We start from the raw sequence: 14,712 nt of genomic DNA on the forward strand, positions 1-14,712 counted from the left end.
CACTCCCGGGCGCTTTGGGGAGGGCGACTTCGCGCGCTGACCCCTTCGGCCAGCGAAGCCGGTCAGCGGGCGGCGAGGCCGGCGGCATAGCCCTCGGCGTACGCCTCGTCGGCACCGAGGCGGAACATGTCGCGCTCGACGGTGCGGACGATCGAGCGGGCGCCGGGCAGATCGAGCTCGCCCACGAGATCCGCCCGGCCGCGCACGACGGCGACGGGGAGCCCGGTCGCCTTGCCCTTGACGAGATCCGCCGCCGCGCACAGCTCATCGGCGACGCACGGGAGGGTCACCACGAGCGGACGGCCCTGGGCGTCGACCTGGCCGCGCAGATCCTCGAAGACGTGCACGCCGCCCGCGCCGATGGCGTGATCGGTCTGTCCGTCGCGCCACGCGCGCCCGAGGGTGTCGGAGATCAGCACGCCGACCCGCACGCCGAAGCGCTCGCGCAGCGCGGCCGCCAGGGCCCGCGCCGAGGCGTCGGGGTCGTCAGGCAGCAGCAGGACCGTGCCCTCGGGAGTGTTCGAGGCATCCACGCCCGCCGCCGCGGAGACGATGCCGAGTCGGTTCTCCACGATCCGCGTCGTATGCCCCGAGGGGGATGTCCGCGAGGCGACGACGCGGACCGTCTCCCGGGTGATGGCCTCCTCGCGGTCGTCGGCGATCACGAAGCGACCCTCGGCCTTCGAGACGATCTTGCTCGTCACGACGAGGATGTCGCCATCCGCCACCGCCTCGTGCGACGACGCGAGAGCATCGCCCACGATCGCGCGCAGGTCGTCCCCCGAGCGCACCTCGCCGATGCCCTCGAGGGCCCAGACCTGGAGCACGCCGGATCAGCGCGAGTAGCGCACCTCGGTGAGGGTCTCACCGAGGAACGGCTCTTCGCGGCGTGCGCCGTCCAGGCGGAGGTTGCGCTTCTCGTAGAAGTCCCGCGCGCCGGGGTAGCGCTCGGCGAGCCACAGGTAGAGGGGCTCGTCGGGCTCGACGACGGCGTCGAAGAGGGCGCGGCCGATGCCCTTCCGGTGCCAGGAGTCCAGCAGGTAGACGAAGTAGAGCTCGCGGGGAGCGGGGGCGTCCGCGTCGCGGGCGGGACCCGAGCCGGCGAAGCCGATGATCTCGCCGTCGACGAGGGCGGCGGCCATCCGGTACTCGGGGCCGAGCGCGGTGTAGTGGGTCCACAGCTCCGCGAGGCGGCGCGGCGAGACGTTCTCGAGCGTCGCCGTGCTGATGAGCTGGTCGTAGGTCTCGTGCCAGACCTTGGCGTGCACCCGTCCGAGCGCCTCGACGTCGACGTCGCGAACGGGCCGGATGAGCACTTCGGTGTGCGTGTGGGGGGACATGCCGTCAGAGTACGCGCGCCCCGAGACGGGGCGAAATCGAGCCGTCTCGGATGGCCCGGGGCGTTGTGCGACGTCGACAAGCGTCCCGAGGCTGCGGCTCGCGAGGGGTAGCGTCTGCCCTCGTGAACGTCTTCTGGCGAACCCTCCTCGTGATGCTCCGCGCCCGACTGCGCGCTCGCACCGGACTGCGCCCCCTCACGGATGTGCACCGCATCCGCGTGCGGGTGCTGCCGACCGACATCGACGTGCTCCGGCACCTGAACAACGGCCGGTACCTGTCGCTGTTCGACCTCGGTCGCTGGGACATGCTCGAGCGCACGGGCCTCACCCGCATCTTCCGCGGCCGCCGCTGGTACGCGGTCGTCTCGAACGAGACCATCACCTTCCGCCGCTCGCTGAAGCTCTGGCAGCGCTTCGACCTGGAGACGCGCTGGATCGGACACGACGACCGCGCGCTGTACATGGAGCACCGCGCCGTCGTCGACGGCGAGATCCATGCGCGCGCGATCGTCCGCGCGCGCATTCTCGGGCCCGAAGGCCCGGTCTCTCACGACGACCTGTTCCAGGCGGTGGATGTGCCGGAGGGCCTTCCCGAGGTGGACGACTGGCTGCACGCATGGGCCGAGGCGTCCGCCCTGCCGTCGGCGCGGCGCTCGGCGCCGAGCGTCTGGGAGTGAGGCGCTTCGGGGTCCGGGGCTGAGGCACTTCGGGAGGAGATGTGCCGTCGGGAGGAGATGCTGCTGCGGAAGCATCCTCCCCCGTGCGCATCTCCTCCCGAATGCCGCGCCCGACACCGGCATGGATGGCGCGACGCCGCGTTCTCATCGGCCGCGCGGGGTGCGCGTGGAAGAATGAAGCAGGCGTGCCCGGGTCGTGGCCTCCCACAGCTCCGCCGGGCCTCTGGACAGCGTCCGCCGCCCGTTATCGCAACGAGGAGCGAAATGTCCGACACGATCACCGCACCCACCGAGTCCCGCGCGCGCACCCAGCACAAGCGCCGCTACCTCATGTGCCGTCCCGAGCACTTCACGGTGTCGTACTCCATCAATCCGTGGATGGAGCCGACCCGCCCGACCGACACCGCACGCGCGGTGCAGCAGTGGCAGACGCTCTACGACACCTACCGCGAGCTGGGCCACGAGGTCGAGCTCATCGACGCCCTGCCGGGCTACCCCGACATGGTCTACACCGCCAACGGCGGCTTCGTGATCGACGGCGTCGCCTACGCGCCGAGCTTCCGCTTCGTCGAGCGCCAGGGCGAGGCGCCCGCGTTCATCGACTGGTTCCGGGCGAACGGCTACGAGACCGTCGTGCCCGAGGAGGTCAACGAGGGCGAGGGTGACTTCCTCCTCGCCGGCGACGTCATCCTCGCCGGCACCGGATTCCGCTCCACCGGCGACAGCCACGCCGAGGTCGGCCGCGTCTTCGGCCGCGAGGTCGTGAGCCTCAACCTCGTCGACCCGCGCTTCTATCACCTCGACACCGCTCTCAGCGTGCTGGACCCCGTTCAGGACGAGACGACCGGGCCGGCGAACATCGCCTACCTGCCGGGCGCCTTCGATGACCGCAGCCGGGCCATCCTCGAGGAGCGCTTCCCCGACGCCATCCTCGTCTCGGATGAGGACGGCGCGGTGTTCGGCCTGAACTCCGCCAGTGACGGATACAACGTCTTCATCTCTCCGCGCGCGAAGGGGTTCGAGGCGCAGCTGCGTGAGCGCGGGTACAACCCCGTGCTCATCGACCTGTCCGAGCTGCTCCTCGGCGGCGGCGGCATCAAGTGCTGCACGCTCGAGCTGCGAGGCGCGAAGTGACCGGCGTCGATACCGCGACCGCTTCGCACGTCGCGCACAACTACCATCCGCTGCCCGTCGTCCTCGCGACCGGCGAGGGCGCGTGGGTGACCGATGTCGAGGGCAAGCGCTACCTCGACATGCTCGCCGGGTACTCGGCGCTGAACTTCGGGCACCGGCATCCGAAGCTCGTCGCCGCCGCGCAGGAGCAGCTCGAGCGGATCACCCTCACGAGCCGCGCGTTCGAGAACGAACGCCTCGAGGCGTTCGCCACGGCGCTGGCGGATCTCTGCGGCAAGGACCTCGTGCTGCCCATGAACACGGGCGCGGAGGCCGTCGAGACCGGCATCAAGGTCGCCCGCGCGTGGGGCTACCGCGTGAAGGGCATCGCCGAGGGTCGCGCGAAGATCGTCGTCGCGCACGGAAACTTCCACGGGCGCACCACCACCATCGTCGGCTTCAGCGACGACCCCGAGGCGCATGACGGCTTCGGCCCGTACGCGCCGGGGTTCGTGGCGGTGCCGTTCGGCGACGCCGACGCGCTCGCCGCGGCCATCGACGACGACACCGCCGCCGTGCTCATCGAGCCGATCCAGGGCGAGGCCGGCGTGGTGATCCCCGAGGACGGCTACCTGCGCCGCGTGCGCGAAATCACCCGCGAGCGGAACGTGCTCTTCATCGCCGACGAGATCCAGTCGGGTCTCGGGCGCGTGGGGGAGACCTTCGCGTGCGACCGCGAGGGCGTCGTTCCCGACGTCTACCTGCTCGGCAAGGCGCTCGGCGGCGGCATCCTGCCGGTCTCGGCCGTCGTGGCCGACGCCGATGTGCTGGGCGTCATCCGCCCCGGCGAGCACGGCTCGACGTTCGGCGGCAACCCGCTGTCCGCCGCCGTCGCGCACCGCGTGGTGGAGCTGCTGGCGACCGGCGAGTTCCAGAAGCGCGCGCAGCTGCTCGGCGATCACCTCCGCGAGAAGCTCGAGGGCTTCCTCGGGAACGGCGTCACCGCCATCCGCGTCGCCGGTCTGTGGGCGGGGATCGACATCGACCCCGCCGTCGGCACCGGGCGCGAGGTCGCCGAGGCGCTCATGGCGCGCGGCGTGCTCGTGAAGGACACCCACGGTCAGACGATCCGGATGGCCCCGCCCCTCGTCGTGCGCGCCACCGAGCTGGACTGGGCGCTCGAGCAGCTGCACGTCGTGCTCGGCCGCTGACGCGAGCGGGGGTCGGCGCGCGCGGGGCAGGGCGCCGCGCGCGGCCGGCCGTCGCGCGGAAAGGCGGCGGTCGACTGAGCCACCAGACGATGTCGTCTCACCGGCGCGACACGGTATTCCGCGGGATTCCGTGTGCGCTCGGTGAGACGACATCCTCTGGCGCGCGCGGATGGCACCGCTCGCGCCGGTTTTGCCTCGCGCGCGGGGAAGCGTAAGGTTTCTCCTCGGCCCTTTTGAATCGTTTTATGAGAACGGTCACAACCGGGCGTACGGGGGCAGCGCGGCGAACCCCGCTGCAGTGAGTTCGAGGAAGAGACGACACATGGCACGCATCGGTGCGAAGTCGACGACGGGGTGGAAAGCCACCATCTCCGTCGCCATGTCCAATTACATCGAGGCCGGATCGATCATCGCGATCGCGACCAGCCTGGCGTTCTGGCAGCAGGAGTTCGGGTTCTCCGACTCCTTCACGGGCGTGCTCGCCGCGCTGAGCGCGAACGCGTTCGGCGCCGCGATCGGCGCCATCATCGGCGGTCCGCTGTGCGACCGTCTCGGGCGCAAGTTCATCTACACGTACGACCTCATGATCTACATGGCGGGCGTGCTCGTGGCGGCCTTCGCCGTGAACCAGTGGATGCTCCTCGCGGCGTTCATCGTCACCGGCATCGCCGTGGGCGCCGGCGTCCCCGCCTCCTGGACCTACATCGCCGAGGAGGCGCCCGACGACAAGCGCGCAGCCCACGTCGGCACCGCGCAGCTCGCCTGGTCGATCGGGCCCATGATCGGCTTCCTTCTCGCGGCGCTCCTCGTGCCGCTCGGCCTGCTCGGGTCGCGCATCATCTTCCTGCACCTCTTCGTCGTGGCGTTCGTCACGTGGTGGATGCGGCAGGGGCTCGCCGAGTCGAAGCGCTGGAAGGCGTCGCAGGACGACACGACCAAGGTCTCGCTCGGCGGCAAGGGCCTGAAGGCGCTGTTCTCGCGCAAGCAGAACCTCACCGCGCTGCTGTTCCTCGTCGGCGTCTACGGCTTCTGGAACACCGTCGCCGGCCAGGCGGGCATCTTCATGCCCCGCGTCTACACGGCCGCCGGGCTCACCGACTCGCAGCAGCAGTTCTTCCTGCAGGCGCTGCTCTGGGGCTTCACCGTGCTCGGCACGTACTTCGGCTTCATGCGCTTCGCCGACCGGATGTCCCGTCGCGTGCTGTACTTCATCGGCGCGGTCATGGGCATCGCCGGCTGGGTCGTGCTCGTCTACGTCCCCGCATCGACCTTCACGATGCTCGCGTTCGCGGTGCTGTGGGGCTTCGCCTCGGGCATCGGCGCGCAGGCCTTCTACGGCCTGTGGACCGCCGAGCTCTTCTCGACGCGCTACCGCGCGTCCGCGCAGGGCGTGCTGTTCTTCGCCGCGCGCGTCATGGTCGGCGTGCTGAGCTACGGCTTCCCGGTCTGGCTGAACAGCATGGGCCTCCACGGCCTCGGCGCGCTGCTCATCGGCATCCTGTCCGTCGCGCTTCTCGTCGGGACGATCTGGGCGCCCGACACCCAGGGGAAGACGCTCGAGCAGATCGAGGAGGAGCGCTACCGCTCGTCCTCGCGCGAGAAGCTCACCGTCTGAGCCGTCCGCACGCGAGAAGGCCCCCGCGTCGATCCATCGAGATCGGCGCGGGGGCCTTCTTCTTGCGTTCAAACGATGTCGTCTCGTCGCGGGGACACGGTATTCACGCGCGGATGGTGTCGCCTCGGTGAGACGACATCGTCTGGCGGTCGAAGGGGGCCGGCCTCACCCGCCCGCACCGGCCGCCCCCGCGACCCGGCTCCCGCCCGCCGCGGGTGTCAGCCCCGGGCCGCGGCGAGCTGCGACTCGAGGTGGAACACCTCGGGGAAGTGCTCGGAGTTCTGATCCGCGCGGCCGTCGAGCGCGACGAAGAACGGAGCCATCGACTCCTCCCACCGCGCGGCGACCTCGGAGGTCGCGAGGTACGCCTGCGAAGCGGCGTCGTCGTCCGTCTCGTAGAAGCCGACGAGCTCGCCGCCGCCGACGTGGAAGATCGAGTAGTGCCGGCGCCCGGACGCCGCGATCTCCTCGAGCATCTCCGGCCACACCGGACTGTGCCGCTCGATGTACTCGTCGAGCATCTCCGGCTTCACGCGAAGACGGAAGCAGACGCGCTGCGGGGTGGTGTCGGTGCTCATGCGGGCCTCTCTCACAACGAAAGGTCCATCGTACGCACGGCGTCAGGGGCGGCCGTCGGCCATCCGCTCGTCGTCCTCGTCCATCCGGATGGCCGTGGTCTGGGCGACCTGATCGCTGAACTCCTCGGGCGCGACGGTGGGCGTCGCCTGCGTGATGATCTCGAGGGGGCGGGTCTCCTCGAGCGCGACGCCGAAGCGGTTGCCGCTCTCACGGTGCAGGCGCCCGGATCGGAGGACCCACGCCAGCCCGATGAGGCACGCGACGAGGCCGGCGATGCCGCCGAGCGTGATCGCCGCCCGCGGACCGAAGGTATCGGCGACCCAGCCCGCGATCGGCGCGCCGATCGGCGTCGAGCCCATGATGACGGCCATGTAGAGCGCGAGCACGCGGCCGCGGAGCGCCGGATCCGAGTTCGTCTGCACGTACCCGTTCGCGGTGGTGAGCATGGTGACGGTGCCGAACCCGACGAAGACGAGCACGGCGGCGTACGTCCAGTAGCTCGGCATCATCGCGGAGACGATCGAGGCGACGCCGAAGCCGCCGGCCGCGAACATCACGATGCGCAGCCGCGCGCGCTCCCGACGCGCGGCGAGCAGCGCGCCGGCGAGCGAGCCGATCGCGAGCACCGAGCTCAGCACGCCGTAGCCGTCGGCCTGCCGCCCGAACTCCAGCGCCATCGTCGAGGCGAAGATCGGGAAGTTCATGCCGAACGCGCCCACGAGGAACACCATCGCGAATGCCACCATCAAGTCGGGCCGGCGCGAGACGTAGCGGAAGCCGTCGGCGAGGCGCGCGGCCCCCTGCCGCCGCACCCGCGGCACGAGCTCGCGCGTGCGCATGGCGAGAAGCGCGACGATCATCGCGAGGAAGGTCGCGGCGTTGAGGAAGAACACCCAGCCGCTGCCGACCGCGACGATGAGCACGCCGCCGACGGCGGGGCCGATGAGACGCGCCATGTTGAACGACGCGGAGTTCAGGGCGACCGCGTTCGCCGCGTACCGGCGCTCGACGACGTCGGAGACGAACGCCTGACGCGCGGGGCTGTCGAAGGCGTTGGCGATGCCGAAGCCGAGCGCGAACAGCAACATGAGGGGGAGCGTCATGACCCCGGCGAGCAGCAGCGCGCCCACCGCGAGGGCGAGGAGGAGCAGCGCGGACTGCGTGACGACCAGCAGGCGTCGCCGGTCGAAGCGGTCGGCGACCCAGCCCGTGACGCTCACGAGCACGAGCGGCGGGCCGAACTGCAGCGCCATCGTTGCGCCCATGGCGGTCGCGTCGTTGTTCGTCAGCTCGGTGAGCACGACCCAGTCCTGTGCGGTGGACTGCATCCATCCGCCCACGTTGGAGATGAGCGCGCCGAGGAACCAGATGCGGTAGTTGTACGACGCGAAGGATCGGAACATCGCGTTCATCGCTCCACCTCCCTCATGATGATCGCGGCGGCTCGCCGCAGGGTCTCCCGGTCGTCGCCGTCGAGCCCCGACAGGACCTTCGACAGCCACTCGTCGCGTCGGCGGACGGTCTCCTCGACGACGCGACGGCCGCTGTCGGTGATGACGATGTCGACCTTGCGGCGGTCGACGCCGTTCTCGGTGCGGCTGAGGTGGCCGAGCTCCTCGAGGCAGTTGACGGTGCGGTTCATGGATGGCGCGGTGACGCCCTCGCGCTCGGCCAGCGCCGAGAGGGTGTGCGGCCCGTGCAGCTTGAGCGCCACCAGCACCGCGAACTGCCCGTCGGTCATGTCCGACACCGCGCGCTGCTGCTTGAGGCGGCGGGACAGGCGGAAGACGGCGGCGCGCAACTCGGAGGCGTCGGCGGAGAGCTTCGAGGATGCGGATTGCTTAGCCATGTGAATCATTAGCCTAGCTCATTAGTAAAGCTAAGGGAAGGGGTGTGTAGGATCGCCGCATGCCGGAGTTCGCCGACGCGCACGGGGTCGTCATCGTCTACGACGTGCACGAGCCCGAGGGCCAGCCGCGGGGCGTGGTGCAGGTGCTGCACGGCGTCGGCGAGCACGCCGGGCGGTACGCCGCGCTCGCCGCGGCGCTCACCGCCGCCGGCTACGTCGTCTATGCCGACGACCACCGCGGGCACGGCCGCACCGGCATGCGCCAGCACGGCGACGCGGCGAAGCTCGGCCGGCTCGGCGTGGGCGGCCACCGCGCGGCCGTCGACGCCGTCTGGCAGCTGAGTCAGCGGATCCGGGCGGAGCGGCCGGGGCTGCCGCTCGTGCTGCTCGGTCACTCGTGGGGGTCCTTCCTCGCGCAGATCCTCTTCGACGCCCACCCTGAGGCGTACGACGGCGTCATCCTCGTCGGCTCCTCGCTGCGCTGGCCCGGGTCGCTCAACGCGGGCGATCTCAACGCGCGGTGGAAGGCCGTCGGCGCCACCGGCGTCGAATGGCTCTCGGTCGACCCGGCCGTGCAGAAGGCGTTCCTCGACGACCCGCTCGCCGTGAACACGCCGCTGCTCAAGCTCTTCGGCCCGGCCGAGGCCGCCCGGATCTACGGACGCCCACGGCGCGACCTCCGGCAGCGGGCGGGGCGGGACGTGCCGGTCCTCCTGCTCGTCGGGCGCGACGACTCGGTCGGCGGGCCGCGCGGCGTCCACCGCCTCGCCCGCGCCTATCGCGAGCGCGGGGGGCTGACGGATGTCACCACGCTCGTCTACGACGGACGTCACGAGATCCTCAACGAGCCCGTGCAGGGGCAGGTGCGCGCGGACATCCGCGCCTGGCTCGACGCGCGCATCCCCGCGCCGTCCTAGCGCTGCCGTCTCTTCGCCCCCCGCTGTCGGCCGGCGCGCGGGAGGGACGACGTAGGCTGGTCGGGTGCATGGCGAGTACAAGGTCCCCGGTGGAAAGCTCGTGGTCGTCGACCTCGAGGTCGAGGCCGGGAGGATCTCGTCGTTCCACCTCGCGGGCGACTTCTTCCTCGAGCCCGACACCGCGCTCGACGACATCAACCGCGCCGTGACCGGCCTGCCCGACACCGCCGAGGTGTCGACGATCGCCGCCGCGATCCGCGCGCAGCTCCCCGATGGGGTGCAGATGCTCGGCTTCACGCCGGAGGCGGTGGGCACAGCCGTCCGCCGCGCCCTCGTCACCGCGTCGACGTGGAGCGACTTCGAGTGGGAGGTCATCGACGACCCCGCCGTGTCGCCCATGACGAACCTCGCCCTCGACGAGGTGCTCACCGGCCGCGTCGGCGACGGGCGCCGCAAGCCGACGCTGCGCATCTGGGAGTGGGATCAGTCCGCCGTCGTCATCGGCTCGTTCCAGTCGTACCGCAACGAGGTCGACCCGGAGGGGGCGAAGCGGCACGGCTTCCAGGTCGTGCGCCGCATCTCCGGCGGCGGCGCCATGCTCATGGGCGCCGAGCAGATCATCACGTACTCGCTGTACGTGCCGGCGTCTCTCGTCGCGGGCCTCACGTTCGCCGACTCCTACGCGTTCCTCGACGACTGGGTGCTGCAGGCACTGCGCGAGGTCGGCATCGACGCGACCTACCAGCCCCTCAACGACATCGCGAGCCCGTCGGGCAAGATCGGCGGCGCCGCGCAGAAGCGCCTCGCGAACGGCGGCGTGCTGCATCACGCCACGCTCTCCTACGACATCGACGGCCAGGTCATGACCGAGGTGCTCCGCATCGGGCGCGAGAAGCTCAGCGACAAGGGCACGACGTCCGCCGCGAAGCGGGTCGACCCCATCCGCAGCCAGACGGGGATGGCGCGGCGTGAGATCCTCGACCGGTTCATCGCGTCGTTCCAGAGGTTCACGGGCGCCGAGCGCGGCCATGTGGCGCCGGACGAGCTCGCCGAGGCGGAGGAGCTCGTGCGCACGAAGTTCTCCACCGACGCCTGGCTGCACCGCGTCCCGTGACCTCCGACATCCTCGACGGCGAGCCGCTCGCGGCGCTCACGCCGGGACGCGGCGCCGTGGCCATCCACTACGGCGACAACCTCGACGTCGCCGCCACCCTGCCCGACGGCGCCTTCACGATCGCCTACCTCGACCCGCCGTTCAACACCGGGCGGGGGCGCGAGACCGACGAGAGCCGTCGCGGCTTCTCCGTGCACGTCCCCGACGCGCCGGCGCTGGAGCCGGAGGAGCCGATGGCGATCGAGCTCGAGGACGGCGCGCTGTTCGGCAGCCCCGACGGCGCCGACATCGCGGCGGTCGACACCCGCGAGGCGGAGATCCGCGCGGCGTCGCACACCGGCTTCCATGGGCGCAGCTACGAGCGCGTGCGCGGGGCCCTGCGGTCGTTCGACGATCGGTTCGACGACTACTGGGGCTTCCTCATGCCGCGCATCGAGGAGGCCTGGCGCCTCCTCGCCGACGACGGCACCCTGTACCTGCACCTGGACTACCGCGAGGCGCACTATGCGAAGGTCATGCTCGACGCCGTGTTCGGGCGGGACTCGTTCCTCAACGAGCTGATCTGGGCCTACGACTACGGGGCGAAGTCGCGGCGGCGCTGGCCCACCAAGCACGACACGATCCTCGTCTACGTCAAGGATCCCGACCGGTACTGGTTCGACTCCGAGGCCGTCGACCGCGAGCCCTACATGGCACCCGGGCTCGTCACGCGTGAGAAGGCACGGCGCGGGAAGCTGCCCACCGACGTGTGGTGGCACACCATCGTGCCGACGAGCGGCGGCGAGCGCACCGGCTACGCCACGCAGAAGCCCGAGGGCATCCTGCGGCGCATCGTGCAGGCGTCGTCGCGCCCCGGCGACCGCGTGCTCGACATGTTCGCCGGCAGCGGGACGACGGGCGCGGTCGCCGCCGCGCTCGGCCGCGACGCCGTGCTCATCGACGACAACCCCGACGCCATCCGCATTATGGGCGACCGCATCCCCGACGCCCGTGTCGTGCTGCGCCGCTACACGCGCCGCGCGCCCTGACCCGCGCCCCGGAGGCGCGGCCCGTCGCGTGTTCAGGCGAGTGGGATGGCCCCGTCGTAGGCGTGCAGGTCCTCTCGCGACGCCGGGCGGGGATGGGTGAACACGCGCGACGGCGCAGAGCCCGCGGTCCACGGGCTCCAGTCCGCCGCGTGCTCGTGCGCGAACCGCACCGCCGCGCCGTGCACGTCGTCGGCGAGGTCCTGCGGCGGATCCTCGCCGGCGATCATCTCGACGCCCTCGGCGTCGAGCACGTCGAAGAAGAACGGCACGTCGAGGCAGTGCAGCGACCATCCGCGCACGGGAGAGACCCACTCGAACCGATACGCCCACGTCCGCGCACCGGCCGTCGCCGAGCGGACGCGGCCGATCCGCACGACGTGCCGGCGGAAGAGCGCGTCGGTGACGAAGCGGCCGATCGCGGCGGGAACGCCGCGCTCCCGGCGCAGCTCCGCATTCGCCCGCAGGTACGCGCGACGGCGCTTCCACGGCAGACCGAGGACGGCGAGCACGAGTCCGGCAGGCAGCCACCGCAGCCACTTCCGGTAGTCGTCGACGATCATCGAGAACTCGTCGTCGGTCGTGCCGAGCACGAGAGGCTTGTCGGAGCCCACGCCGTTCGCGAGCGCGCGGACGGTCGGCTCGGGGATGAGGTCGCCATCGACCACGGGGCCGAGGCGGAGCCCGCCCGACAGCACGGCCTGCGCGCCGTGCAGGTCGTGCATGCCGATGAGGTCCTGCGCCGCGAGGCGCACCTGCTTCTCGGTGAGGCTGCGCCATCCCGCCACCGTGGGCTCGACGCCGCCCTCCTGCGCGACCATCCGCCCGAAGCGCTCGGCCTCATCGGGCATGATCGCGCCGATCGTGGCCGACATCGCCCAGGCGCCGGCGAAGAGGTGCTGCGCTGCGGGCATGCCGAGGAGGGTGACCACCGCGCCCGCGCCGGCCGACTGCCCGGCGATCGTGACCTGCGCGGGATCGCCGCCGAAGCCGCGGATGTTCCGCTGCACCCACTCGAGCGCCGCCAGCCAGTCCCGCACGCCGCGGTTGCTCGGCGCATCCGCGATCCAGCCGAAGCCGTCGAAGCCGAGTCGGTACGACGCGGTGACGACGACGACCCCGTCGCGGGCGAACGACCGCCCGTCGTACCAGGGGCTCGCGGGGGAACCCGACACGTACGCGCCGCCGTGGAAATAGACGATCACGGGCAGCGCCGCATGCGGGTCGGTCGTCGGGGTGAAGATGTTGACGTTGAGGGTCGACGGCCCCGGCACCGACGGCTCGGGGATCAGCGTGATGCCGGTGGCGCCGCGCTGCGGGGTCGCGCCCTGCCGAGTCGCGTCGTAAATGTCCTCCCGGTACTCCGGCCGCATCGGCGCCTGAAAGCGGAGGGCTCCGCGCGGCGGCCGCGCGTACGGGATGCCGAGGAACGTCGCGCACTCGCCGCGCCAGAAGCCGCGCACCCGGCCGGCGTCGGTGAGCACCAGCGGCTGCTCGACGTGATCGTTCTGCGCTCCCACGAGACCAGTATGCCGGGCGCTCAGAACAGCTGCCGCCAGTTCGCGCGCGCCAGGTCGAGCAGCTCGTCGCCCCGCCCCGACAGCACCGTGCGGATGGCGTAGAGCGCGAATCCGCCGACCTGGTCGGCCGAGATGGATGGCGGCAGCGAGAGCTCCTGCCGCTCGGTCACGACGTCGAGGAGAGCCGGCCCATCATGCGCGAGCAGCTCGGCCACGGCGTCGGGCAGCTGATCCGACCGCTCGACGCGGATGCCCTTGATGCCGAGCGCATTCGCCACCGCGGCGAAGTCGGGGTTGGCGAGGTCGGTGCCGTACGTGACGAACCCCGCGGCCTTCATCTCCAGCTCGACGAAGTTCAGCGAGGAGTTGTTGAAGACCACCGTCTTCACCGGCAGCTTGTTCTGCGTGAGCGTGATGAGCTCGCCGAGCATCATGGCGAGTCCGCCGTCTCCGGCGAGGGCGACGACCTGCCGATCGCGGTCGGCAGCCTGCGCGCCGATGCCGTGCATGAGCGCGTTCGCCATGGAGCCGTGGCTGAACGAGCCGACGAGTCGGCGTCGACCGTTCATCGTGAGGTAGCGGCTCGCCCACACGACGGGGGAGCCGACATCGGCGGTGAAGACGGTGTCGTCGCCCGCCGCCTCGTCGATGAGACGGGCGAGGTATTGCGGATGGATCGGGTGCGAGCCGCGCCGCGGAACGGCGAGCTCGTCGAGCTTGCGCCGCGTCTTGACGTAGTGATCGCGCGCGTCCTCCAGGTGGCTGCGGGAGCGGCCATCCGCCAGCCTCGGCAGGAGCGCCGCGGCGGTCGCCTTCACGTCGCCGACGAGGCCGAGGTCGAGCGGATGGCGCCGCCCGAGCTGGGAGCCGCGGATGTCGACCTGAATGGTCTTCGCGTGATCGGGGTAGAACTGCGGGTACGGGAAGTCGGTGCCGAGCATGAGGACCGCGTCGGCCGCGTCCATGGCGCGGTAGCCGGACGCGAAGCCGAGCAGGCCCGTCAGACCCACGTCGTACGGGTTGTCGTACTCGAGGAACTCCTTGCCGCGCAGTGCGTGGACGATGGGAGCTGCGAGCCGGTCGGCGAGAGCGACCACCTCGTCGTGCGCGCCCTGCGTTCCCGCTCCGGCGAGGATGGTGACCTTCTTCGCTCCGTCGAGGATGCGCACGGCGCGCGCGAGCTCCTCCTCGCTCGGCACCACGACCGGATGCGTGCGCTCGATGACGGTCACGCGCTCGGAGGCCGCGTCGGCGAGCGCCACGTCGCCCGGGATGACGATGACCGCCACGCCGCGCTGCTCGATGGCGGCGCGCATGGCGATCTCGAGGATGCGCGGCATCTGGCTCGGGTCGGCGACGTACTCCACGTACACACTGCACTCGCGGAACAGCTCCTGCGGGTGCGTCTCCTGGAAGTAGTTCGTGCCGATCTCGGAGGTGGGGATGTGGGCGGCGATCGCGAGCACCGGCACACGCGAGCGCTGCGCGTCGTAGAGCCCGTTGATGAGGTGGAGGTTGCCGGGGCCGCACGATCCGGCGGCGACGGCGAGCTCGCCGGTGAGGGCGGCGTCGGCCGCGGCGGCGAAGGCGGCGGACTCCTCGTGGCGCACGTGCACCCACTCGACGGACCCGTCCTTGCGCAGAGCGTCGGTGAAGCCGTTGAGGGAGTCGCCCGGGATGCCGTACACCCGCTCGACGCCGTTCGCCTTCAGCACCTCGACGATGTTCTCTGCCACGTTGGTCATGGGCCCT

14 protein-coding genes are annotated in these 14,712 nt (G+C 71.2%); 7 read left to right on the plus strand and 7 right to left on the minus strand.

Annotated features, from left to right (window positions below):
- Positions 1 to 62 precede the first annotated feature (62 nt).
- Complete coding sequence (gene cofE / locus D7D94_RS12290; RefSeq protein ID WP_156242896.1) at positions 63 to 827, minus strand: coenzyme F420-0:L-glutamate ligase; 765 nt, start codon at positions 825 to 827, stop codon at positions 63 to 65.
- A gap of 6 nt (positions 828 to 833) precedes the next feature.
- A complete protein-coding gene (locus D7D94_RS12295; RefSeq protein ID WP_156242897.1) occupies positions 834 to 1,340 on the minus strand; it encodes a GNAT family N-acetyltransferase in 507 nt (168 codons plus the stop codon).
- Positions 1,341 to 1,462: 122 nt separating this feature from the next.
- Between D7D94_RS12295 and D7D94_RS12300 the strand changes: the two genes are divergently transcribed.
- From D7D94_RS12300 to D7D94_RS12315, 4 genes are all read left to right on the plus strand, one after another.
- Positions 1,463 to 2,017, plus strand: a complete 555-nt coding sequence (locus tag D7D94_RS12300) for a thioesterase family protein (protein ID WP_156242898.1) — start codon at positions 1,463 to 1,465, stop codon at positions 2,015 to 2,017.
- A 264-nt stretch (positions 2,018 to 2,281) separates the two neighbouring features.
- Positions 2,282 to 3,151 carry a dimethylargininase gene (gene ddaH, locus D7D94_RS12305; protein WP_156242899.1) on the plus strand — a complete coding sequence of 290 codons (870 nt, stop codon included), beginning with the start codon at positions 2,282 to 2,284 and terminating at the stop codon, positions 3,149 to 3,151.
- Complete coding sequence (gene rocD / locus D7D94_RS12310) at positions 3,148 to 4,341, plus strand: ornithine--oxo-acid transaminase (RefSeq protein WP_156242900.1); 1,194 nt, start codon at positions 3,148 to 3,150, stop codon at positions 4,339 to 4,341. Before ddaH ends, rocD begins: the two co-directional genes overlap by 4 nt.
- Positions 4,342 to 4,663: 322 nt before the next feature.
- A complete protein-coding gene (locus D7D94_RS12315) occupies positions 4,664 to 5,956 on the plus strand; it encodes an MFS transporter (protein WP_156242901.1) in 1,293 nt (430 codons plus the stop codon).
- A 218-nt stretch (positions 5,957 to 6,174) separates the two neighbouring features.
- Here D7D94_RS12315 and D7D94_RS12320 read toward each other — a convergent pair whose 3' ends face one another.
- Genes D7D94_RS12320 through D7D94_RS12330 form a run of 3 tightly spaced genes read right to left on the minus strand, consistent with a single transcriptional unit; the run spans position 6,175 to position 8,384 of the window.
- Positions 6,175 to 6,534, minus strand: coding sequence for an L-rhamnose mutarotase (locus D7D94_RS12320; protein WP_156242902.1), 360 nt, complete (start codon positions 6,532 to 6,534; stop codon positions 6,175 to 6,177).
- A gap of 42 nt (positions 6,535 to 6,576) precedes the next feature.
- A complete protein-coding gene (locus D7D94_RS12325) occupies positions 6,577 to 7,938 on the minus strand; it encodes an MFS transporter (protein WP_156243451.1) in 1,362 nt (453 codons plus the stop codon).
- Between the two features lie 5 nt (positions 7,939 to 7,943).
- A complete protein-coding gene (locus D7D94_RS12330) occupies positions 7,944 to 8,384 on the minus strand; it encodes a MarR family winged helix-turn-helix transcriptional regulator (RefSeq protein ID WP_246171798.1) in 441 nt (146 codons plus the stop codon).
- 59 nt (positions 8,385 to 8,443) lie between these two features.
- On the opposite strand from D7D94_RS12330, the gene D7D94_RS12335 reads away from it, so the two are divergent.
- From D7D94_RS12335 to D7D94_RS12345, 3 genes are all read left to right on the plus strand, one after another.
- Complete coding sequence (locus tag D7D94_RS12335; RefSeq protein ID WP_156242904.1) at positions 8,444 to 9,301, plus strand: alpha/beta hydrolase; 858 nt, start codon at positions 8,444 to 8,446, stop codon at positions 9,299 to 9,301.
- A gap of 64 nt (positions 9,302 to 9,365) precedes the next feature.
- Positions 9,366 to 10,415 (plus strand): lipoate-protein ligase LplAB, encoded by a 1,050-nt coding sequence (lplAB, locus tag D7D94_RS12340; protein WP_156242905.1) that lies wholly within the window; start codon positions 9,366 to 9,368, stop codon positions 10,413 to 10,415.
- On the plus strand, positions 10,412 to 11,443 hold the full coding sequence (locus tag D7D94_RS12345; RefSeq protein ID WP_246171799.1) for a DNA-methyltransferase: 1,032 nt from the start codon (positions 10,412 to 10,414) through the stop codon (positions 11,441 to 11,443). Before lplAB ends, D7D94_RS12345 begins: the two co-directional genes overlap by 4 nt.
- A gap of 32 nt (positions 11,444 to 11,475) precedes the next feature.
- On the opposite strand, the gene D7D94_RS12350 is transcribed toward D7D94_RS12345, so the two are convergent.
- Together D7D94_RS12350 and poxB are read right to left on the minus strand one after the other, a co-directional pair.
- Positions 11,476 to 12,960 carry a carboxylesterase/lipase family protein gene (locus tag D7D94_RS12350; protein ID WP_156242906.1) on the minus strand — a complete coding sequence of 495 codons (1,485 nt, stop codon included), beginning with the start codon at positions 12,958 to 12,960 and terminating at the stop codon, positions 11,476 to 11,478.
- 20 nt (positions 12,961 to 12,980) lie between these two features.
- Positions 12,981 to 14,705, minus strand: a complete 1,725-nt coding sequence (gene poxB, locus D7D94_RS12355; protein ID WP_156242907.1) for a ubiquinone-dependent pyruvate dehydrogenase — start codon at positions 14,703 to 14,705, stop codon at positions 12,981 to 12,983.
- Positions 14,706 to 14,712 lie beyond the last annotated feature (7 nt).

Source organism: Microbacterium oryzae (genome assembly GCF_009735645.1).
Taxonomy (GTDB): Bacteria; Actinomycetota; Actinomycetes; order Actinomycetales; family Microbacteriaceae; genus Microbacterium; species Microbacterium oryzae.

Bases quoted from the DNA above. Each gene is read 5' to 3' on its own strand.
- D7D94_RS12295 (WP_156242897.1), bottom strand. From the start codon at position 1,340: ATGTCCCCCCACACGCACACCGAAGTGCTCATCCGGCCCGTTCGCGAC.
- ddaH (WP_156242899.1), top strand. From the start codon at position 2,282: ATGTCCGACACGATCACCGCACCCACCGAGTCCCGCGCGCGCACCCAG.
- D7D94_RS12315 (WP_156242901.1), top strand. From the start codon at position 4,664: ATGGCACGCATCGGTGCGAAGTCGACGACGGGGTGGAAAGCCACCATC.
- D7D94_RS12320 (WP_156242902.1), bottom strand. From the start codon at position 6,534: ATGAGCACCGACACCACCCCGCAGCGCGTCTGCTTCCGTCTTCGCGTG.
- D7D94_RS12325 (WP_156243451.1), bottom strand. From the start codon at position 7,938: ATGTTCCGATCCTTCGCGTCGTACAACTACCGCATCTGGTTCCTCGGC.
- D7D94_RS12330 (WP_246171798.1), bottom strand. From the start codon at position 8,384: ATGGCTAAGCAATCCGCATCCTCGAAGCTCTCCGCCGACGCCTCCGAG.
- D7D94_RS12335 (WP_156242904.1), top strand. From the start codon at position 8,444: ATGCCGGAGTTCGCCGACGCGCACGGGGTCGTCATCGTCTACGACGTG.
- poxB (WP_156242907.1), bottom strand. From the start codon at position 14,705: ATGACCAACGTGGCAGAGAACATCGTCGAGGTGCTGAAGGCGAACGGC.